Consider the following 19,307-nt stretch of genomic DNA (forward strand, 5'->3'; position numbering starts at 1 on the left):
ACATCCGGCTTCGGCCGAGCAGGTCATCCCATGAACCCGGGTGCGCATCGGTTCAGCGGCGGCGCACGGTCCGCCGCATCGCCCACCCGTCGCTCCGGCGAGTTCCGCCAATCCGCCACCCGCGCTCCCGCCCAGCCGAGCGGCCGCTCAGCGGCGATCGCCCGGATGACGGCGCTCATCGCGAACCGGACCAGCACGCTCCTCGTCGGACCGCACGGCTACGGCAAGACCTTCATCGCGGATGCGATCGGGCGCCGGATGCTGGAGGCGGGACGCCCGGTCATCCACGTGTCGGCTGCGTCACGGGAGGCCTCGCATGCCTTGAGCGACTGGCGCACGGCACCGAGCGGTGCCGTCTTCATCATCGACGACGGAGCGAACCTCCACCCGGCGAGCCTGGCCGACATCATCGAACTCTCGCGGTCGCGTGAGCAGGTCGCCCTCGTGACCTTGGAACAGGAGCTCGCGGGGTTGCAGGGCCGCGGCGACGAGTCCGCCGACCGGCTCCTCGCCGTCTGGCGGACCGGATCGCTCACGCGGGTCGACCTCCCGGCGCTCGACGGGTTCGAAGCGTCGGCGATGGCAGAGGAAGCCGCGGACGACGCGGTCCTCGACGACATGGCCAAAGCCGTCATCGTGCGGCTGAGCAACGGCTCTCCGCGACTCGTGCACGAGCTCACGAAGGACGCCCTCGAGACGGGCGGGGAGTTCTACCTGCCGCGCAGCATCCTCTCGCTCGGGGTCGCAGGGGTCTCACCGCGGGTGCACGACCTCACGGAACCCCAGCTCTCGCGGCTCGAGGACGAGGGTCGCTACGCGCTGGTCATGCTGGCGAAGCTCGGCCCGGTCCCCTACTCGCGCGCGATCCGCCTGCTCGGTGAGCACCAGTTGCATGTGCTCCTCCGGCTCGGGCTCGCGCGGAACGACGGCTCGGGCCAGGACCGCATCGTCGCCGACGAACTGCACGCGTGGTCGGCACTCGCGGAGTGGCGCCACAGCGGACGATTGCACCGCCACGACCGCGTCCAACGGACGCTCATCTCGGACCTTCGCGGCGGTACCCGTCTCACGCCGAACGAGTCCTTCATCCTCGGCCGGTACTGGCTGACGGCCCCGCACACCGAACTCGACGAGGGCTTCGAGTCACTCACGATGGCCCGCACCTTCCTCGAGGCGGCGCACGTCGCGAACGTCTCCGGCCTCGCCGAGGACGGTCGTCTGCTCGCGGAACGCGCGTACACCTGGCGGCCGTCCGTGGCAGCCGCGCTGCAGTGGTCGCGGTCGCTCGCCATGCTGGGCGACGGTGAAGGGGCTCAGCGGGTCCTCGAGGTCGATCCGGAGGCCGACTCCGACGAGGACATGCAGGCGGAGGTCTTGAGTTGGCGGGCGACCCTCGATCGCTGGTCCGAACGCACCTGTGCGCAGGAGCTGACGGAGCAGGAGGAGCACAGCCGTGTGCTGTCCCAGCGCATCCTGATGGTCGAGACCTGGCGCGACCAGGATCGGCAGGAGCCGTCCGAGGGCGATGCCGTCTTCTGGAAGGTCCTGCGCGACACCGACGCCGCGCAGTCCTCTCGACTCTATGCCGCCGCTGCGCTCGTGACCCGGCTCGGCCTCCGGCTGCCACCGTCCGAGCTGCGGGAGCTGCTCCAGCTGGGTGACGCCGTCTACCGTTCGGTGCCCTACAGCGCAGCGCGGCCGTTGTCGCACGCCCTACGCGACGCGAGCGCCATGTACGTCCTGTCGGCCGGCACCATCCGCCTGCTGACCGGACTCTCCTGGGCAGGCTTCGCGCGCTACATCGACGAGTTCGTCGCTCGGGCCGAGCGCGGGACCGGGCGCCTGGCGACGACGGACCAGTGCATCGTCGGGATCCTCGGAGCGCAGTTGGCGTTCTTCGACGGCCGCCCGGACCGCACCGTGGCCGACCTCCGGGTCGTCGAGCGCCTGCTCGACTCGACCGTCCCGCCCGAGGTGCACACGCAGACCGCGCTGCTCCTCGTCGGCGCTCTCGCCCAGACGGGCGAGCTCGAGGAGGCGACGGAACGGCGAGCTGCCGAGGACGAACGCCTCATCGCCGCCTCCACGGTCCTCTCCTACCTGGCGGACATCGCCGACTTCGGTCTGCTGATGGCAGGCGGTCGCGTGATGGAGGCCCGGGATCACCTGCGTCGGCTCGCGCAGGACATCCGGAAGCCGCTGACCGAGCGGATCTACTCCGCGAGCCTGGCCTCCGCGGCCGGCGCCGACCTGTCCGAGACCCTGTCCTGGGTCGCGGACGCCCGATCGCATGAGCTCACGCCACTGCAGGCGTCGCTCATGCTGCTCCTCGAGGCCGGCGCCGCCGGTGACGCGGGCCGCGTCGAAGAGGCCGCCTGTTCGCTCGAGGAGGTCGGAGCACGGCACCGGGCGATCGGAGCCCACCTGCTCGCAGAACGACTCCACGAGGCCCAGGGTCGACTGCAGCACGCTCAACGTTGCGCGGAGCGGGCCGCCGAACTCGTGGGTCCCACGCCAGGCGCCGCTGCGGACGCTGCCGCTCGACGCAGCTCGATCGCCCATCCGTCGCCGGTGTTCTCCACCTACCGGGCGGAGACGACCGAGGAGACCGCCCCGGTCGAGCGCACCACCCCGGTCGAGCGCACGGTCCCGGTCGAGCCGCCGGCGACGCACGCGCCGCTGGCCTACCTCTCCCGCGGACAGGCGGACATCAGCCACGAGACCGCCGCGGCCGACCTGAGCGCGCTCACCCGACGGGAACTGGAGGTCTCCCTACTCATCTCGCAAGGACTGAGCAATCAGGAGATCGCGACGCGGCTCTTCCTCAGCGTCCGGACCGTCGAGTCGCACGTGCTTCAAGCGCGGACGAAGCTGGGTGCGGGTCGACGGCGCGACCTCGGCCGCCTCGTCGCGCAGTCCTCGCAGCGTCATGCCTGACCCCGGATCGGGCGCCGCAGCGCGGTTCAGCAGTTTTCTCGGTAGCGTCCGTCGATCCCAGTACCCCACTACTGGTTACAACCGTCAGCCTGCTGCCTATCGTCCTGAGAGTGTCGTGAGACGCGCGGAGACCGTCTCCGCACGCCCGACACCTGTGGTGACGCGAGCCGTCGCCGGCGGACTCCAGGGGGCTTCCATGACCATCGACACCAGCACCGAGGCCCCAGGGGCCACCGGCACCGACGCGCCCGTCCGCGGCCAGCGCAGCAAGCGGGCGAAGGCGATCCTCGCCGGCGGTCTGGTGCTCGGCGTCGGTGCGGCGATCACCCTCGCGGCCTGGAACGACTCCGAGTTCGCGACCGGGATCTTCGCCGGTGGTGGGTTCGGCATCGAGGGCAGCACGGACGGCACCGCGTTCACCGAGCACCCGACCGAGGCTGCGGCCGCACCGCTCACCTTCGCCGTGGAAGCCGACAACCTGGCGCCCGAGGAGCCCGTCTACGCCGGCTTCGCCGTCCAGCTGACCGCCGCATCGACGTACGCCGGGACGGTCGACATCACCGCGACGAGCGGCGCCGCCATCGCCTCCTCGCTCACCTACTCGGTCGTGGAGACCACCACCTTCGGCTGCGACGCCACGAGCTTTGCCGCCGGTGACCCGCTCGTGACGGACGCCGCGACGACGTCGAGCACGGCAGCGGACATCTTCACGCTCGGTGCCGTCACCACACCGGTGTTCCTCTGCTTCGAGGTCACCCCGGCGGCGAGCCTCCCGCAGTCGTCGCCGAGCGGCACCGTGGTCTGGGAGTTCGCTGCCGAGTCCACCACCCCGCTGCCGTAACCCGCGGCGGAACGGCGATCATGGGACGACACACACCGGCGGCGGGGAGACACCACCGCACCGCTGAGCGACGGAGCACGTCACGCTACACCAAGGCCAGAGCGGCCCTCGCGGCGGCGCTCGTGCTCGGCGTCGGGACCTCGCTCACCCTGGCCGCGTGGAGCGACGACGAGTTCGGAACGGCGACCTTCGCCGCCAGCACCTTCGCGGTGGAGTCGCAGACCTCGACGTCCACCTGGGCGGCACACGAGGCGGCGAACCCCGCCACGCTGGTGTTCAACGCCACGGCCATGTCACCAGGGCTCTCCCAGTTCGCGTTCATCGACATCCGCACCACCACCGCGACGAACATCGGCGGGACGGCGGCGCTGTCAGCGGTGTCGGCGGCGACGGGCACCCTCCTGCCGCAGCTCGAGTACCGCGTGGTCACGACGGCGGCGGGCACGGCGTGCAACTCCGCCGCGTTCACCTCGGCGACCGTCCCCGCGTACACCGCCTCGCTCTCGACGGGCACGGCTCCGCCGACCGCGACCGGCGCACTCACCGCGGGGGGCACCTCCACCGTGCGCTTCTGCTTCGACGTGCGGGTGAAGGCGGGTACGGCGTCCAGCTTCCAGGGCGGCACGGCCTCGGCGACGTGGCAGATCACCAGCACCTCCAGTTCCTGATCGGAGCACCGTGACCCGACACTCCACGGAAGCGATCGACGCCACCGAGCGGCAGCAACCCCGCCGCTCGGTGGCGTCGATCGTCGGCAGCACCCTGCTGAACCTCGCCGCCGTCGGTGGAGTGGTCTGCATCGTGCTCGTCATCCTCGCGACCTGCTTCAACATCACCCTCATCATGTTCAAGACCGGTTCCATGAGCCCGACGATCCCCACCGGCTCACTCGCGCTCGTCCGCGAGATCCCCGCGTCCGACATCGCGGTCGGCGACGTGGTGACGGTGGACCGCGCCGGGCAGCTGCCGGTCACCCACCGCGTCACCTCGGTGACCGGCGGCGTGGACACCGCAGGACCGCAGCGGACGATCACCATGCAGGGCGATGCGAACCTCTCGGAGGACCCCGAGCCGTACACCGTCTCGACCGTCCGCATCGTGCTCGCCTCGGTCCCCGGGCTCGCCTACCTCGTCGTGTGGCTGTCCAACCCGTGGGTTCTGGCAGGACTGACGCTCAGTTGTTCGGCCCTCGTCATGTGGGCGTTCTGGCCGCGCTCCGACCGCAAGCGCCCACCGCGTGGCCCAGGAGGAACGGGTGGCGAGGGCCGCGCGGCTTCCCGACGCCGCTCCTCGACGGCAGGCGCCGACGGAACCGGACCGCGTCCAGCCCGCCACGCCGCACTCCGATGCTCACCGGTCGTCCTGCTCCTCGGAGCCGGTCTCGCGATCGGCGGCGCAGCTCCCGCGCACGCCGAACCGACGGTCGACGTCATCGCCGGTGAGGCGGTCGTCCTCACCTCGATCGGTGACCCGTCGGCCATGCGGTCCCTCACGCCCGGCCGGTCGACGCCGTGGGAGGTCGGCATCAGGACCAAGCCGGAAGCCACACCGGGGTCCATCGACGTGTCCATGGTCGGCTCCGGCTCGCCCGAGCTCGGGCTCGTCATGGTGGTCGACGCCTGTTCCGTCCGCTGGACCGCGGCCGGCTGCGTCGGCACCGTCACCCACCTGTTCGACGAGATGGCGGTGCCCGTCGACGGCGTCGAGCGTGCGGTGCTCTCGATGAGGAGCTCGGAGGCGTGGTGGCTGAAGTTCGACGTCCGGATGCCGTCCGGTGCAGCGGTGGCGAACGCCTCCGTCGCCCTCACGGTCACGGCCGAGGGCATCGGCGACGACGTCTCGGTCTCGCCCGGCCCGATCACCACGCTCCCCCGCACCGGCGCGAGCATCGAGTTCGCCGTGTGGGCGGCTGCAGGTGCGATCCTCGTCGGTCTCGTCGGCGCGTGGTTCGGTGCGCTGCGTCAGCATTCGCGTTCAGCGAGGGGCGCGACCGTCCTGCGAGCGGATGATGCGACAGCGGGGTGAGGACAGCGGCCGTGTCCTCCCGTGGCACCGCCGGACCGCCGCGACGGTCATCGCCGTCGCGATGGCATTCCTCCTCGCGCACCCCGCACCGGAGCCGGTCGACGCGGCCTGGGCCGACCCCGAATACGGGACGGGCAGCTTCACCGCGGCCACCGTACCGACGCCGACGTTCTCGAGTTGCACCTTCAATCCGAACGCCGTCGGGCTGCTCTCCTCGTACACCGTCGTGTACACGATCCCCGCCGGGTACACGATCAACTACGCCTACTCGGCGAACGCCGCGTTCACCCCGAACACGATCATCACGCCGACCTCGACGAGCGGCACCACGACGGTCACCTCGACCTTCAGCCTCGGACTCCTCGGAGGCCTCCTCGGCTCCAACGTCTACATCGGCGCGCGACTCACCCTGCCGTCCACGAGCTGGACCTCGCCGTACCGGGTCGTGAGCGGCAACTCGAACGCGCTCGGAACGAACGGCACCTGCGCGGTCGTCCCGTAGCGAGCGTGCCGCGTCACCCGGCCGAGGACTCCCGCACGACGAGTTCGAAGCCCGCGCGCACCCGGCGCCCCGGCCCGACGTGCCCGGCCACACGTTCGACCAGCATCGCGACCGCCTCGCGCGCGATCGCCTCCTTGTCTGGCGCCACGGTCGTCAGCGACCGCATCGCGTACCGACCGTCCTCGATGTCGTCGAAGCCGACCACCGCCAGGTCGCGGGGGATGTCGACACCGCGATCCCACGCGGCGCGCATCGCGCCCAGCGCCATGAGGTCGTTGAAACAGAACACCCCGTCGGGAGGATCGCCGGCGTCGAGCATCTCGCCCATCACCGCCGCTCCGCTCGCGCGATCGTATTCCCCTTCTGCCATATACCGGTTCGGGTCGAGTCCCGCCTCGTGCATCGCCCTCGTGAACCCATCCACGCGCTGCTTCGCGGTGCCCGTGGAGTGGGCCTGCCGACCGATGGCACCGATGCGGGTGCATCCGCGTTCGATCAGGTGCCGGGTCGCCACGTAGGCCGCCTCAGTGCCGTCGATGGCGACGTGGTCCGCGCTCGCACCGTAGTCCCGCTCACCGAGCAGGACGATCGGCTGGGTCGCGGCAGCCGCTTCGACGTCCTCCTTCGTGAGGTTGAGTGCGTTGAGCAGCACGCCGTCGAACGTCGAGGACACCGCTCCCCCGGTGAGCACGGCGCGCTCGCGTTCCGGGTCGCCGTTCGTCTGATCCACGACGAGCGTGAGTGAGCGCTTCGTGAGTTCAGGGATGAGGCAGCGGGCGAGGTCGGAGAAGTACGGCACGTCGAGCTCGGGGACGACGAGGGCGATGAGTCCGCTGCGGTTGTTGCGGAGTCCTCTCGCGTGCGGATTTGGCCGATAACCGAGTTCGTCGATGACCGCCTGCACGCGTTTGCGGGTCTCGGCGCCGACTCGTCCCGGCAGGTTGACGACGTCCGACACCGTGCGCTGGGAGACACCGGCCGCCTGCGCGACATCCCGTGCGGTCACTGCCATCCGTGCCTCCTGTCGGTCGCGCGCGCTCCACCGTCCGCCGTTCCTGACGCAAGCGTAGCGACTCCGCGACCGTCGGATACCGGCGGCAACCGATTTCCAATTCCGTCTTGTGCTACGTAGCACAAGCGGTTAGCGTGTCTCCCTGTCAGCACGGTCGCAGCGAGTCGAAGGAGATGCGCAGCATGTTCGAGAGCCCACCACCCATCACCCGAGCCGCCCCATGAGCGCGCTCAACGAGCTGCGCGCGCTGCGGACGCCGAAGGGGGCGATCAAGCACCGCGACGCCTCCGAGTTCCGCGACAACCGCGCGGCGCTGCTCTTCCTCGGCCCCTGGATCATCGGCTTCCTCGTCATCACGCTGGGGCCGGTCCTCGTCTCGCTCTACCTGTCGTTCACCGACTACAACCTCCTCCAGAACCCGAACTTCACCGGGCTGGAGAACGCGCAGCGGATGGTCGAGGACCCCCGTCTGCACCAGTCCCTCGGCGTGACCATCACCTACGTCCTGGTATCGGTCCCGTTGCAGCTCATGGTCGCCCTCGCGATCGCGGTCCTCCTGGATCGCGGCCTGCGCGGGCTCTCGTTCTACCGGTCGGTGCTGTACCTGCCGTCACTGCTCGGCGGCAGCGTCGCGATCGCCGTCCTGTGGCGGCTCGTCTTCGGTTCGAGCGGCCTCGTCAACGCGCTCCTCGCCGTCTTCGGCATCCAGGGCCCCGGTTGGATCTCGGAACCCGACACCGCCCTGTCGACGCTGATCATCCTGCACGTGTGGACGTTCGGTGCCCCGATGGTGATCTTCCTCGCCGGTCTCCGCCAGATCCCGCGGCAGTACTACGAGGCTGCGTCGACGGACGGTGCCGGCCGGTGGACCCAGTTCCGCTCGATCACGCTCCCGCTGCTCAGCCCGATCATCTTCTTCAACCTCGTGCTCGGGATCATCGGCGCGTTCCAGTCGTTCACGCAGGCCTACGTGGTGTCGAACGGATCGGGCGGGCCGTCCGACTCGACGCTGTTCATCACGCTGTACCTGTACCAGAAGGGCTTCGGCAGCTTCCAGATGGGGTACGCGTCGGCGATCGCGTGGCTCCTGCTCATCATCATCGCCGCCGCCACGGCCATCAACTTCTGGGCCTCGAAGTATTGGGTGTTCTACGATGACTGACCTCAAGACCCGCCCCTCGTCCGAGGACGGCCTCTCCCCCGATGCGGCCGCCCGTCGCGAGCGGGGCGACGCTCAGCGCGCCAAGCTTCTCCGCCGTCAGCGGATCTCGAGCATCGGCAAGCACGCGCTGCTGATCCTGCTCGGGCTGCTGATGCTCTACCCGGTGCTGTGGATGGTGGTGTCGTCACTCCGCCCGAACGGGTACATCTTCGACAACCCGGGCCTCGTGCTCGACACCTTCGAGGCGTCGAACTACACGAACGGCTGGAACGCGCTCGCGCAGCCGTTCGGCAGCTACCTCGCGAACTCCGCGATCGTGGTCGTCGGCTCGATCATCGGCAACCTGCTCACCTGCTCACTCGCCGCCTACGGCTTCGCCCGGCTGCGGTTCCGGTTCAAGCGCTTCGCCTTCGCGGCCATGCTGCTCACGATGATGCTGCCGATCCACGTGCTGATCATCCCGCAGTACGTCATCTTCGCCCAGCTCGACTGGATCAACACCTACCTGCCGCTGATCGTGCCGAAGTTCCTCGCGACGGACGCGTTCTTTATCTTCCTCATGGTGCAGTTCATCCGCGGGATCCCCCGCGAGCTCGACGAGGCGGCGCGCATCGACGGAGCCGGACACCTGCGGATCTTCGTGCAGATCATGCTCCCGCTCATGACCCCGGCCCTCGCGACGACGGCGATCTTCACCTTCATCTGGACCTGGAACGACTTCTTCGGCCAGCTGATCTTCGTCACCGACCCCGACAAGTACACCTCGTCGGTCGCCCTCCGCTCGTTCGTCGACACCCAGTCGCAATCGGACTACGGCGCCCTCTTCGCCATGAGCGTCGTCACCCTGTTGCCGGTGTTCCTCGCCTTCCTGTTCGGTCAGCGGTTCCTCCTCCGAGGCATCGCGACCACCGGAGGCAAGTAGTCCCGGAGCCGGTCCCCGCCCTTCGACAGGCTCAGGGACCGCTGGGTCGCTGAGCCACAACCCGGTCCCCGAGTCGCCAACCCGGTCCCTGAGTCCCAACCCGGTCCCTGAGTCCCAACCCGGTCCCTGAGCCTGTCGAAGGGCCAACCGATCCACCCCATGCAAAGGAGCATCATGCGACGCCACCCACGCCCCCGGTCCCGCATCCTCGGCTTCGCGGCCGCCACCGCCGTCTCGGCGCTCGCCCTCAGCGGCTGTGCCGTGGGCGGCGGGAACGGCGACGCGTCCCTCAGCGACGAGGACGTCACCATCTCGTTCGCGTGGTGGGGAGCGAGTGCGCGCGATGAGCGCACCCGCGCCGCGATCGACCTGTTCGAGGAGCAGTACCCGAACATCACGGTGAAGGGCCAGTCCACCGAGTGGGGTGGGTACTGGGACAAGCTCGCCACGACCGCCGCGGGCGGCAACGCACCCGACGTGATGCAGTTCGACCAGACGCACCTCTCCTCCTACGCGCAGCGCGGAGCACTCGCCGACGTCGACGAGTACGCCGACGTCCTCGACACCTCGGAGTTCCCGGAGCCGCTCCTCGATCAGGGCAGGGTCGACGGCAAGCTGCACGGTGTCCCGGCCGGCGTGGGGTCGACGGGCGTCCTCGTGAACACGAGCGTCCTGGAGCAGTACGGCGTCGACCTCCCCGATCCGACGACGTGGACGTGGGACGACCTCACGGCGACGGCACTCGCCGTGACGGAGGCATCCGGTGGCGCGGTGCACGGGATCACCCCCTTCGGCGGGGACATGCCGACGCTGACCCTGTGGGCCAGGCAGCACGGCAACGACGTCTACGACACCGAGGGCGAGCTCATCCTGGAGGAGTCGGTCCTCACCGACTACTGGGACTACGCACTCGCGCAGATCGACAGCGGTGCCGCACCGACGGCATCGCAACTGGCCGAGCAAGCCGGTTCGGCGCTCGACCTGTCCGACATCGCGACAGGGAAGACCGCGTTCACCTTCGCACCGTCCGCGCTCGTCACCGCGTACCAGGCCGCCGCACCCGACAGCGCCTTCGACCTCGTCCCCATCCCGGCGGATGCGGACGCGACCGACGGCTACATGTACGTCCGACCGTCGATGTACTGGACGGTCTCGTCGCAGTCCGAGCACCCCGCGGAAGCGGCGCTGCTCATCGACTTCCTGACGTCGGAGCCGGCCGTCGCCAAGCTGTTCGGCACGGAGCGCGGCATGCCGGCCACGCCCACCTTCCAGGAGGCGGTCGCGCCGGATCTCACACCCGGCGATCAGATCGTCGCCGATGCGATCGAGTCCGCGACCGCGCTGTCGGGCGACGCACCCGGCATCACGCCGGTCGGCGCCGAGGACGCGGAGTCCATGCTCGCCCGGTACAACCAGGACGTCCAGTTCGGCCGGAAGACCACCGCCGAGGCCGCGAAGGCCTACATCGACGAACTCCGCACGGCGATCGCCGCCGCTTCCTGAGCCCCTCCCCCCTTCGACAGGCTCAGGGACCGACGTCCCGGAGTCCACAGCCCGGTCCCTGAGTCCACAACCCGGCCCCTGAGTCCACAACCCGGTCCCTGAGCTTGTCGAAGGGCCAACCGATCCACCCCATGCAAAGGAGCATCATGCAACGCCAATCACGATCCCGGTCCCGCCTCCTCGGCTTCGCAGCCGCAACCGCCATCTCGGCGCTCGCCCTCAGCGGCTGCGCCGTCGGCGGTGGGAACGGCGACGCCGCGCTCAGCGACGAGGACGTCACCATCACCTTCAACTGGTGGGGTGCCACGGCCCGCGACGAGCGCACGCGAGCCGCCATCGACCTCTTCGAGAAGAAGTACCCCAACATCACCGTGAAGGGTCAGTCCACCGAGTGGGGTGGGTACTGGGACAAGCTGGCCACGACGGTCGCCGGCGGAGACGCCCCCGATGTCATGCAGTTCGACCAGCTCTACCTCGCCTCGTACGCCCAGCGCGGCGCCCTCGCCGACCTCGGTGCGCTCGACGAGTTCCTCGACACCTCCGACCTCAGCGCCGAGGTGCTCGACCAGGGCAAGGTCAAGGACGAGCTCTACGGCGTGCCGATCGGTGTCGGCACCGTCGGTCTCATGGTCAACCGTTCCATCTTCGAGCAGTACGGGATCCAGCTGCCCGACGCGACGACCTGGACGTGGGACGAGCTCAACGAGGTCGCCCTGCAGGTGACCGAGGCTTCGGGCGGCGCCGTCCACGGCATGTCCCCGTTCGGCGGCGACATGCCGACCCTCACGCTCTGGGCGCGTCAGCACGGCAACGACATCTATGACAAGGAGGGCAAGGTAATCCTGAAGCCCGAGGTCGTGGAGAGCTACTGGCAGTACGCGCTCGACCAGATCGAGAGCGGCGCGGCCCCGAGCGCCTCGCAGCTGGCCGAGGGCAACGGTGTGGCGATCGACCTCATGGACATGAGCACGGGCAAGGTCGCGATGACCTTCCAGCCGTCCTCGGTGCTCACCGCCTTCCAGGCCGCTGCGCCCGACCACCAGCTCGACCTGCTGCCGTTCCCGGCGAGCGAGGATTCGTCCGAAGGGTTCCAGTACCTGAAGCCGTCGATGTACTGGTCGGTCTCGTCGAAGTCCGAGCACCCCGCTGAGGCGGCGTTGCTGGTGGACTTCCTCACGACGGACACCGAGGTCGCGAAGCTGTTCGGCACCGAGCGCGGCATGCCCGCGAACCCGGACTTCCAGAAGGCGATCGACCCCGACCTGACGCCGACGGACCGCATCGTTGCCGGCGTGGTCGACGCCGCGCGCGAGGAGTCGGGCACCCCGCCGGCGATCACGCCCGTCGGTGGTGGCGATAGCGAGAAGATCCTCGGCCGCTACAACCAGGACGTCCAGTTCGGTAAGACCACTCCCAAGGAGGCCGCTGAAGCCTTCGTCGCCGAGCTGACCAAGGCCGTCAACGACGCCCGGTAGTGACTCCCCCGCCCTTCGACAGGCTCAGCCCCCTCGGTCCCTGAGCTTGTCGAAGGGCCCCACCACCCCCGGTCCCCGAGCCCCCCGGTCCCTGAGCTTGTCGAAGGGCCCCACCACCCCCGGTCCCCGAGCCAACACCCCGGTCCCTGAGCCAACACCCCCGGTCCCTGAGCCCCACCCCGGTCCCTGAGCTTGTCGAAGGGCCCGACGACACCTCCACCCACCACCACGCATCGGAACGACACCCATGACGCACCCTCTCCTCTTCCCCGCCCCGCTGCCGAGCGGCCGTGCCGACACCACGCCACAGCCGCGCCCGGAGTATCCCCGGCCGCAGCTCGTCCGTGACGGCTGGGTCAACCTCAACGGCCTGTGGGAGTTCGAGATCGACGCCGGCGACAGCGGGCTCGAGCGCGGGCTCCTCGGCCGCGAACTGACCGACCGCATCCTCGTCCCGTTCGCGCCGGAGTCGGCCGCATCGGGCGTCGAGCACACGGACTTCATGGAGGCGGTCTGGTACCGCACGCGGTTCACGGTTCCGGCCGGCTGGCAGGGGAAGCACGGCGTGTTGCACTTCGGTGCCGTCGACCACGACACAACCGTGTGGGTGGACGGGGTCGAGGCGATGCGGCATCGGGGCGGCTTCACGCCGATCCGCGTGCCGCTCGGCGCGGTCGAGCCGGGGCGGGAACTCGAGATCGTGGTGCGCGCCCGCGACACCCGCCACGAGCCGAAGGCCGGTGGGAAGCAGGCGACCTGGTACGGCAACACCGACTGCTACTACACCCGCACGACGGGGATCTGGCAGACGGTCTGGGTGGAGGCCGTCGATGAGCTGCACCTGCGGCGGTTCACCGTGGTCCCCGATGCGGACGCCGGGCGGTTCGACTGCGCACTCATCCCCAGTCGCAACGCCGCCGGTGCGACCGCGACGGTGACCCTGTCCGCCGATGGCGAGGTCGTCGCGAGTGAGACCGCGCAGCTCGGGTCGACGATGTCGCCGTCGGTGCGGCTCGAGGTTCCGGCGGACCAGCAGCGGCTCTGGAGTCCCGCCGACCCGTTCCTCTATACCCTCGATATCGAGATCCGCGATGGTGCAGGCGACGTCACCGACCGCGTCTCGAGCTACGCGGGGCTGCGGAGTATCGCGATCGACGGCACCGCCGTGCTGATCAACGGCGAGCACATCTTCCAGCGGCTCGTGCTCGACCAGGGGTACTGGCCGTCCTCGCTCATGACCGCGCCGGACGACGATGCACTCGTAGCCGACATCACGCTCGGGATGGACGCAGGGTTCAACGGTGCGCGGCTCCACCAGAAGGTGTTCGAGGAGCGGTACCTCTATCACGCGGACCGGCTCGGGTATCTGGTGTGGGGCGAGTTCGGCGACTGGGGGGTGTCGGGAGCCGGCACGGTCGGTCACAACCAGGGTCCGACCGCGTCGTTCATCACGCAGTGGATCGAGGCGTTGGAGCGCGACGTCAACCATCCGTCGATCATCGGCTGGTGCCCGCTGAACGAGACGCACCAGACGCTGCACGACCGGGTGACCGTCCTCGACGACGTCACGCGAGGCATGTTCCTCGCGACGAAGCTCATCGACCCGAGTCGCCCGGTGATCGACGCCTCGGGCTACGCGCACCGGGTGCGGGAGACCGACGTGTGGGACGCGCACTCCTACGAGCAGGACCCGGCGGCGTTCGCCGTCGAGCAGGGCGGGATCGCGGACGGTGAGCCGTTCACGAACCTCGAGGACGGACGCACCATCTCCTTGCCGTACGAGGGGCAGCCGTTCTTCGTGTCGGAGTTCGGCGGCATCTGGTGGAACGCGGAGCTCGCGGCGGCTGACACCGGTGGTGACTCCTGGGGCTACGGTGCTCGGGTGGCGTCGGTCGAGGAGTTCCACGAGCGTTTCGCGGGGCTCGTCCGGGTGCTGACCGACGACGAGAACATGTTCGGTTACTGCTACACGCAGCTCACCGACACGTTCCAGGAGCAGAACGGCATCTACGACTTCGATCGCAAGCCGAAGTTCGACCTGGCCCGAGTGCGTACGGTGCTCGCGGCCGACGCCGCCTACGAGCGCCGAGTCCGCCCCTCCGCCTCCTGACCGATCGTCCAGTTCCTGAGCCCACACTCGGTCCCTGAGCCTGTCGAAGGGCCCACACCCCCAACCAGCCGACCCCCGTCGGTCCCTGAGCCTCCGCCGGTCCCTGAGCCCCCGCCCGGTCCCTCAGCCCCCGCCCGGTCCCTCAGCCCCCGCCCGGTCCCTGAGCCCCCGCCCGGTCCCTGAGCCTGTCGAAGGGCCCACACCCCCGACCGACCAAACCTCCGCCGGTCCCTGAGCCTGTCGAAGGGCCCACGGGCTCCTCGCTTCGCCCAGGGACCGGCGCCCGGGTCAGCTCCCGCTGCGTGCCAGCGTCAGCAGCACGGTGAAGGTGTTGAACCACACGTGCGTCCAGATGCCCGGTCCGAGGCGTCGGGTCGTCGCGGCGTAGACACCGTTCACCGTGCCGAGCACGAGGATGGTGAGTCCGAGCGTCACCATGGTGACCGGGCTGCCCCAGCCCTCGTAGAGGTGGACGATCGCGAAGATCAGTGCGCTCGCTCCCACCGAGACGACGGCCGCCGTGCGACGTCGGGCGGTGGAGGGCGTCGCCGCACCTCGCCGCACGCCGTTCGTCGTCCGTCCGCGGAGGATCGTGTTCCGGAACCCACGGAGCAGGAGCCCGCGGAAGAGCGCTTCCTCGCAGAACGGCGCGACGATCGCCGTGGCGAACACGGTGTTCACCAGCACCCAGACGAGCTCGGGCGACGGCGGGGCGATGTTCGACTTCGGTGTCTCGCCGGTGAGGGCGATGACGAACTGGCCGATCATGCCGCCGATCAGCTGGATGCCGACGGCTGAACCGAGCCCGATGAACACGTCGAACCAGCGGAAGCGGAGTCCGAAGTCCTTCGCCCAGGACCCGCTTCCCCAGGTGCGGCAGACGATCGCGAGGGCGACGAGGATGCCGCCGTCGAAGATGATCCACATGATCATCGTGCCGACCTCGCCGGACAGGACGCCGAAGGTCCGTGCGAGTTCGACGACGACGAGGAGCACGATGATCACGACGAAGGTCGTCAGCGCGGTCGGGGCACCCCACCTGGTGTCAGGCGAGGGGGCATAGGGCATGCGCGCCTCGGCGCGGCGAGCTTCGGCCCGTTCCTGGCGCGAGCCCGGGCGCGGGGCGGTCTCCGCCGGTGCAGCGGAGTGGTCGCTCATCGCTTGTTCGCGGCGAAGTACTCGCGTGCTGCCGGCACGTACATCTGGACGATCGCGACGATGGTCACGATGACGAAGATGAAGGAGAGCGGGTTGAGGGCGATCAGCCCGGTGATCGAACCGAGGACGGAGAGGATGCCGACCACGGTGAGGACGATCCGAGCCCAGTTGCGACCGCGGAGCACGAAGAAGGCGAACAGCACGTGGAGTGCGCCGACGATGAACGCGCCGACGGCGGTCGAGATCAAGAGCACGCCCGAGGAGAGCACACCTCCCGAGGCCGACTGTTCGGCTGCGGCCTCGGCGACGGTTCCGGCCGACATGGCGGCCGTGACCCCGGAGATGACGGAGAGGACGGCGGAGACGACCCACAACCAGAAGGAGATGACGATCGGCATGGGGGCGGTCTTGGTACCAGCGGTCGTGGCCATGATGCTCGTTTCGGTCGTGGAGGATCCGACGACCGGACCCAGGCTGCTCGAAGGGTATTGCCGCACCCCTGTCCCCCGGAAGGGAGGTATGTCCCGGCCTATCCGTTTTCCGCAAGAACCGTCGGTCCGCCCGGTCCCTGAGCCCCCTCCTTCCGGTCCCTGAGCCGCCCCACCGGTCCCTGAGCTTGTCGAAGGGCCCGGTCCCTGAGCCCTCCTCCCGGTCCCTGAGCCTGTCGAAGGGCCCGGTCCCTCAGCCCCCCCCCTCCCGGTCCCTGAGCTTGTCGAAGGGCGCGAAACCGCCGCCCGAGCACCCTGTCAAGCCTGCTCACCCGCGCTCCTCTACCTCTTAACCTGTCCCCATGACGAACGACACGAACGACACCGACCAGAACAGCAGCGAGGGAACGCCGAAGCCGGGCGGCCTGGGCGAGAACCAGACCATCCCCAACAGCGAGGACGGCCTCGCGGTCGGTCACGACCCCGACGCCTCGAACTTCAACCAGGAGGAAGACCCCGACCACCCGAGCGACGACGCGTAGGGTTCGGGAACGACGAAACGGCGGCCGGTGCAGAAGCACCGGCCGCCGTTTCGTGTGCGGCGTGAGCCGCGGTGTGACTAGGCCGCGAGCGAAGCGCGCTGGCGGCGAACCATCACGAGGACCGCGATGAGCGCTGCGCCGAGGGCGACAGCACCGGCTGCACCCCAGACGACGAACGCCGGAGCGCCGAAGCCGGTGTCAGCGAGGTCGTTGTCGTTGCCGCCCGAGCCGGAGCCCGAACCAGCAGCGGTGACCGTGAGGGTCGCGGTGCCGGTGATACCCGTGGTGAGGCCCGTAGCGGTGACCGTGTACGAGCCGGTCGCGTTGGTCGGCAGCGTCACGTTGAGGTTGACGGCGCCGGTGGACGAAGCCGTCTTCTGGATGGTCTGGGTGTCGACAGCGGCGAGCGTCGCGCCAGTCGCGTTCTCACCGGTCAGGGCGAGCGAGACGGTCTCGCCGGGCTGGAAGCCGCCGTCGCCGAACGAGACGGTGACGGTGCCGCCGGGGGTGACCGATCCACTCACCGTGATGCCGGCGTTCGGAACGTAGGAAGCGTTGGCGGCAACGGGTGCGATGAACAGGCCTGCGAGGGCCAGCGCGAAGACCGCGGTGATTTTCTTGATCATGTGATGTCCCCTTGAAGGCTCTGCAGGTGTGCTGGTGCAATGACAGTGCTGTAGCCGACCGCCAGGACGATGTCGTCTCACAGCGGAAGTAGATCGTGTCTCCCCGACACCCCCCGAAAACGGGTCAAGAGCGACAACAGTTCTTACTGTAGAGCAAATTCACAGTTAATGGACGCTTGTTGTGTTTCAGAGAGATGAACTTTCGGTGTAGCCACGATTTCGGGCGTTCCTGAAGCGTCATACGCGGTCACACCGAGGTCGATGGTCGTGCTCTCCCCTGGAGCAAGCTCGATCTTGAACTGCGTCACCGGGAACTCGCCGTCGGTCGCAAGCTGCGACGGGAGGTCGACACCGTCCCGCTGGACCCCGCCGGGCATGGATCCCGGAGGCGCGTAGACGGCGATGTTGAAGCGGAAGTTGCCCGGCGTCACGCCGGCCTGACCGGCACCGGTCACGTAGTCGCTCAGCGTCGATGCCGCATCGGCTGGAGCCGTGTTCGTGAGCGTGAGCTGCAATCCGAGCAGCTGACCGTCCGAACCGCACTTCGCGACACCGGTCGCTGCCTGCAGGTCGAGGTAGTAGCCCATCTTGCTACCGGTGGCATCGTTGACGTAGACGCCGAAGGTCTGCGGAGCCTGCTCGGCGGTGGGAAGCAGATCGGTGAGGGTCGTGCCGTCGAGCAGCGCCTGTTCCGCCTTGGCCGCGTTCCAGATCAGCACACGTCGCTCGGTCCCGGCTTTCGCCAGGGCTCCGATGAGCTTGGTCGGATCGAAGTCACCGGACGCGACGCGGTCGAACACGGCGCCAGAGGCCGCCGCGAAGAACGCGTCCTGCTCGGGTCCCGTCGGATAGCGGTTGTACACGTCGCTGAGCAACAGCTGCGCCGCGTTGTCGGTCGTGAGCTCGTCGCCGGTTGCGAGCGGGATGGAGCCGGTCGCGTCGAGCAGGTAGCCGAGGGCGACCGGGTCGATGCTGAGCACGCCGTCCACGCGAGTACCGAAGCGCTGGAACCACATCTCTGAGGCGAGTTCCGCCGACTGCTGGAACCGCGGGGTGAGCGTGACGTTCTGCATGAAGCGGCCCGTGATGTTGCCGTAGATGCCGGCCGTCTCGGTGGATAGCGGCAGGACCGGCTCCGGGAAGCGTGGGAAGTCGGCCGTCGATGCCTGCTGCAGCAACGAGATCCTGCCGCCGTCGGTACCGATGAGTGCGAGCGCACCCGGGTTGCCGCCGCTCGCCCGCGGCTCGGCGGGGTTCTGGAACATCACGAGGTAGGTGCGCGGTCCGTCGGCGCCGAGCATCGCGGGCATCAGGTCGATCGCGCGCCTCGCGGCGTCGACCGTGTCAGCGGTCTCAGTGAGGACGGGGCGGAGCTGATCGACGGCTCCGCGGACCTGGCTGATGAGCGGGCCTTGATCGATCGTCCGCACGCGTTTGGCGGCGCCTTCCAACGCGTCGTCGGCCTTGCGGACGTCTTCTTGGGCGTCCACGATCGGCTGGAGTGGCACCGCGCCGTCAATGGGCTTGAACAGTTCCGGGCGCAACGACCCGGCGAGGTTCACGAGCGGCGTAATGGCGCCGACGGCGACGTCTTCGGTCGCTCCGGCCAGCTCACGGACGGCGGTGAGGTTCGGCCCGACCCACGGGATGACCTCCGCGGCGCGCCAGATCGGATCGCTCGTGAGGTCGGCGGCCGATCGCGCATGCGCGGCCAGTTCACGCGCGGTCTTGCCGGCCGCTCCTGGGTCGTCGGCGACGACCTGCTCGCGAACCGTCTGCGCCAGCGGAACGGCGGCTTCGAGCTCGCCCTTGGCGAGGAATGCACGCACCCCGATCCAGGCCACCGCTGCGACGACGACGAGGACGAGACCACCGACGATGAGCAGCGTCCGGCGACGGCGCGCCTTCAGTCGCTCGTCACGCGCGCCCTCCCGACGACGGGCCCGCGAACTGGCGCTCGATCTCCGACGGGAACCGTCAGTGCGGCTCGAGCCCTCGGACCGTCGGGCGGCGGGGCGATCGCCGGAAGATGAACGACGGTCGTCGGATGGGGACGGCATGGGC

16 protein-coding genes are annotated in these 19,307 nt (G+C 69.3%); 11 read left to right on the forward strand and 5 right to left on the reverse strand.

Going from position 1 to position 19,307, the window contains the following annotated elements; translation table 11 throughout:
• The first annotated feature begins 30 nt into the window (after positions 1 to 30).
• The 5 genes from FGL15_RS03980 to FGL15_RS04000 all read left to right on the forward strand — a co-directional run bounded on the left by FGL15_RS03980 (position 31) and on the right by FGL15_RS04000 (position 6,305).
• Positions 31 to 2,937: a LuxR C-terminal-related transcriptional regulator gene (locus FGL15_RS03980; RefSeq protein ID WP_138945041.1), complete on the forward strand. Its 2,907-nt coding sequence runs from the start codon at positions 31 to 33 to the stop codon at positions 2,935 to 2,937.
• A gap of 196 nt (positions 2,938 to 3,133) precedes the next feature.
• On the forward strand, positions 3,134 to 3,778 hold the full coding sequence (locus FGL15_RS03985; protein ID WP_138945042.1) for a SipW-dependent-type signal peptide-containing protein: 645 nt from the start codon (positions 3,134 to 3,136) through the stop codon (positions 3,776 to 3,778).
• Between the two features lie 20 nt (positions 3,779 to 3,798).
• A complete protein-coding gene (locus FGL15_RS03990; RefSeq protein WP_138945043.1) occupies positions 3,799 to 4,446 on the forward strand; it encodes a SipW-dependent-type signal peptide-containing protein in 648 nt (215 codons plus the stop codon).
• 10 nt (positions 4,447 to 4,456) lie between these two features.
• The gene (locus FGL15_RS20495) at positions 4,457 to 5,803 is read left to right on the forward strand and encodes a signal peptidase I (RefSeq protein ID WP_240773773.1); all 1,347 of its coding nucleotides are present in this window, start codon (positions 4,457 to 4,459) and stop codon (positions 5,801 to 5,803) included.
• The gene (locus FGL15_RS04000; protein WP_138945044.1) at positions 5,784 to 6,305 is read left to right on the forward strand and encodes a hypothetical protein; all 522 of its coding nucleotides are present in this window, start codon (positions 5,784 to 5,786) and stop codon (positions 6,303 to 6,305) included. Before FGL15_RS20495 ends, FGL15_RS04000 begins: the two co-directional genes overlap by 20 nt.
• A gap of 13 nt (positions 6,306 to 6,318) precedes the next feature.
• Here FGL15_RS04000 and FGL15_RS04005 read toward each other — a convergent pair whose 3' ends face one another.
• The gene (locus tag FGL15_RS04005; protein ID WP_138945045.1) at positions 6,319 to 7,317 is read right to left on the reverse strand and encodes a LacI family DNA-binding transcriptional regulator; all 999 of its coding nucleotides are present in this window, start codon (positions 7,315 to 7,317) and stop codon (positions 6,319 to 6,321) included.
• Positions 7,318 to 7,537: 220 nt separating this feature from the next.
• On the opposite strand from FGL15_RS04005, the gene FGL15_RS04010 reads away from it, so the two are divergent.
• The 5 genes from FGL15_RS04010 to FGL15_RS04030 all read left to right on the forward strand — a co-directional run bounded on the left by FGL15_RS04010 (position 7,538) and on the right by FGL15_RS04030 (position 14,489).
• A complete protein-coding gene (locus FGL15_RS04010) occupies positions 7,538 to 8,479 on the forward strand; it encodes a carbohydrate ABC transporter permease (RefSeq protein ID WP_079706839.1) in 942 nt (313 codons plus the stop codon).
• On the forward strand, positions 8,472 to 9,401 hold the full coding sequence (locus tag FGL15_RS04015) for a carbohydrate ABC transporter permease (RefSeq protein WP_085512504.1): 930 nt from the start codon (positions 8,472 to 8,474) through the stop codon (positions 9,399 to 9,401). The genes FGL15_RS04010 and FGL15_RS04015 overlap by 8 nt, the downstream gene beginning before the upstream one ends.
• 174 nt (positions 9,402 to 9,575) lie before the next feature.
• The gene (locus FGL15_RS04020; RefSeq protein WP_168223307.1) at positions 9,576 to 10,904 is read left to right on the forward strand and encodes an ABC transporter substrate-binding protein; all 1,329 of its coding nucleotides are present in this window, start codon (positions 9,576 to 9,578) and stop codon (positions 10,902 to 10,904) included.
• A gap of 146 nt (positions 10,905 to 11,050) precedes the next feature.
• On the forward strand, positions 11,051 to 12,379 hold the full coding sequence (locus FGL15_RS04025) for an ABC transporter substrate-binding protein (protein WP_168223308.1): 1,329 nt from the start codon (positions 11,051 to 11,053) through the stop codon (positions 12,377 to 12,379).
• A gap of 247 nt (positions 12,380 to 12,626) precedes the next feature.
• Entirely contained in the window at positions 12,627 to 14,489 is a 1,863-nt protein-coding gene (locus tag FGL15_RS04030; RefSeq protein ID WP_138945048.1) for a glycoside hydrolase family 2 protein, read from the forward strand.
• Positions 14,490 to 14,777: 288 nt separating this feature from the next.
• On the opposite strand, the gene FGL15_RS04035 is transcribed toward FGL15_RS04030, so the two are convergent.
• Complete coding sequence (locus FGL15_RS04035; RefSeq protein ID WP_138945049.1) at positions 14,778 to 15,647, reverse strand: CPBP family intramembrane glutamic endopeptidase; 870 nt, start codon at positions 15,645 to 15,647, stop codon at positions 14,778 to 14,780.
• The gene (locus tag FGL15_RS04040; protein ID WP_138945050.1) at positions 15,644 to 16,078 is read right to left on the reverse strand and encodes a hypothetical protein; all 435 of its coding nucleotides are present in this window, start codon (positions 16,076 to 16,078) and stop codon (positions 15,644 to 15,646) included. The genes FGL15_RS04035 and FGL15_RS04040 overlap by 4 nt, the downstream gene beginning before the upstream one ends.
• A gap of 359 nt (positions 16,079 to 16,437) precedes the next feature.
• Between FGL15_RS04040 and FGL15_RS04045 the strand changes: the two genes are divergently transcribed.
• Positions 16,438 to 16,617, forward strand: a complete 180-nt coding sequence (locus tag FGL15_RS04045; RefSeq protein WP_064296076.1) for a hypothetical protein — start codon at positions 16,438 to 16,440, stop codon at positions 16,615 to 16,617.
• A gap of 77 nt (positions 16,618 to 16,694) precedes the next feature.
• Here the strand turns inward: FGL15_RS04045 and FGL15_RS04050 are convergent, their stop codons facing one another.
• On the reverse strand, positions 16,695 to 17,243 hold the full coding sequence (locus FGL15_RS04050; RefSeq protein ID WP_138945051.1) for a hypothetical protein: 549 nt from the start codon (positions 17,241 to 17,243) through the stop codon (positions 16,695 to 16,697).
• Positions 17,244 to 17,386: 143 nt separating this feature from the next.
• Positions 17,387 to 19,303: a DUF4012 domain-containing protein gene (locus FGL15_RS04055; protein WP_138945052.1), complete on the reverse strand. Its 1,917-nt coding sequence runs from the start codon at positions 19,301 to 19,303 to the stop codon at positions 17,387 to 17,389.
• Between the last annotated feature and the right edge of the window lie 4 nt (positions 19,304 to 19,307).

Origin of the sequence: Plantibacter sp. M259, from assembly GCF_006065115.1 — a bacterium.
Lineage (GTDB): Bacteria > Actinomycetota > Actinomycetes > Actinomycetales > Microbacteriaceae > Plantibacter > Plantibacter auratus.

Excerpts from the sequence above, each read along its gene's own strand:
- FGL15_RS03980 (WP_138945041.1), top strand. The coding sequence starts at position 31 with ATGAACCCGGGTGCGCATCGGTTCAGCGGCGGCGCACGGTCCGCCGCA.
- FGL15_RS03985 (WP_138945042.1), top strand. The coding sequence starts at position 3,134 with ATGACCATCGACACCAGCACCGAGGCCCCAGGGGCCACCGGCACCGAC.
- FGL15_RS03990 (WP_138945043.1), top strand. The coding sequence starts at position 3,799 with ATGGGACGACACACACCGGCGGCGGGGAGACACCACCGCACCGCTGAG.
- FGL15_RS04000 (WP_138945044.1), top strand. The coding sequence starts at position 5,784 with ATGATGCGACAGCGGGGTGAGGACAGCGGCCGTGTCCTCCCGTGGCAC.
- FGL15_RS04005 (WP_138945045.1), bottom strand. The coding sequence starts at position 7,317 with ATGGCAGTGACCGCACGGGATGTCGCGCAGGCGGCCGGTGTCTCCCAG.
- FGL15_RS04010 (WP_079706839.1), top strand. The coding sequence starts at position 7,538 with ATGAGCGCGCTCAACGAGCTGCGCGCGCTGCGGACGCCGAAGGGGGCG.
- FGL15_RS04015 (WP_085512504.1), top strand. The coding sequence starts at position 8,472 with ATGACTGACCTCAAGACCCGCCCCTCGTCCGAGGACGGCCTCTCCCCC.
- FGL15_RS04020 (WP_168223307.1), top strand. The coding sequence starts at position 9,576 with ATGCGACGCCACCCACGCCCCCGGTCCCGCATCCTCGGCTTCGCGGCC.
- FGL15_RS04025 (WP_168223308.1), top strand. The coding sequence starts at position 11,051 with ATGCAACGCCAATCACGATCCCGGTCCCGCCTCCTCGGCTTCGCAGCC.
- FGL15_RS04030 (WP_138945048.1), top strand. The coding sequence starts at position 12,627 with ATGACGCACCCTCTCCTCTTCCCCGCCCCGCTGCCGAGCGGCCGTGCC.
- FGL15_RS04035 (WP_138945049.1), bottom strand. The coding sequence starts at position 15,647 with ATGAGCGACCACTCCGCTGCACCGGCGGAGACCGCCCCGCGCCCGGGC.
- FGL15_RS04040 (WP_138945050.1), bottom strand. The coding sequence starts at position 16,078 with ATGGCCACGACCGCTGGTACCAAGACCGCCCCCATGCCGATCGTCATC.
- FGL15_RS04045 (WP_064296076.1), top strand. The coding sequence starts at position 16,438 with ATGACGAACGACACGAACGACACCGACCAGAACAGCAGCGAGGGAACG.
- FGL15_RS04050 (WP_138945051.1), bottom strand. The coding sequence starts at position 17,243 with ATGATCAAGAAAATCACCGCGGTCTTCGCGCTGGCCCTCGCAGGCCTG.
- FGL15_RS04055 (WP_138945052.1), bottom strand. The coding sequence starts at position 19,303 with ATGCCGTCCCCATCCGACGACCGTCGTTCATCTTCCGGCGATCGCCCC.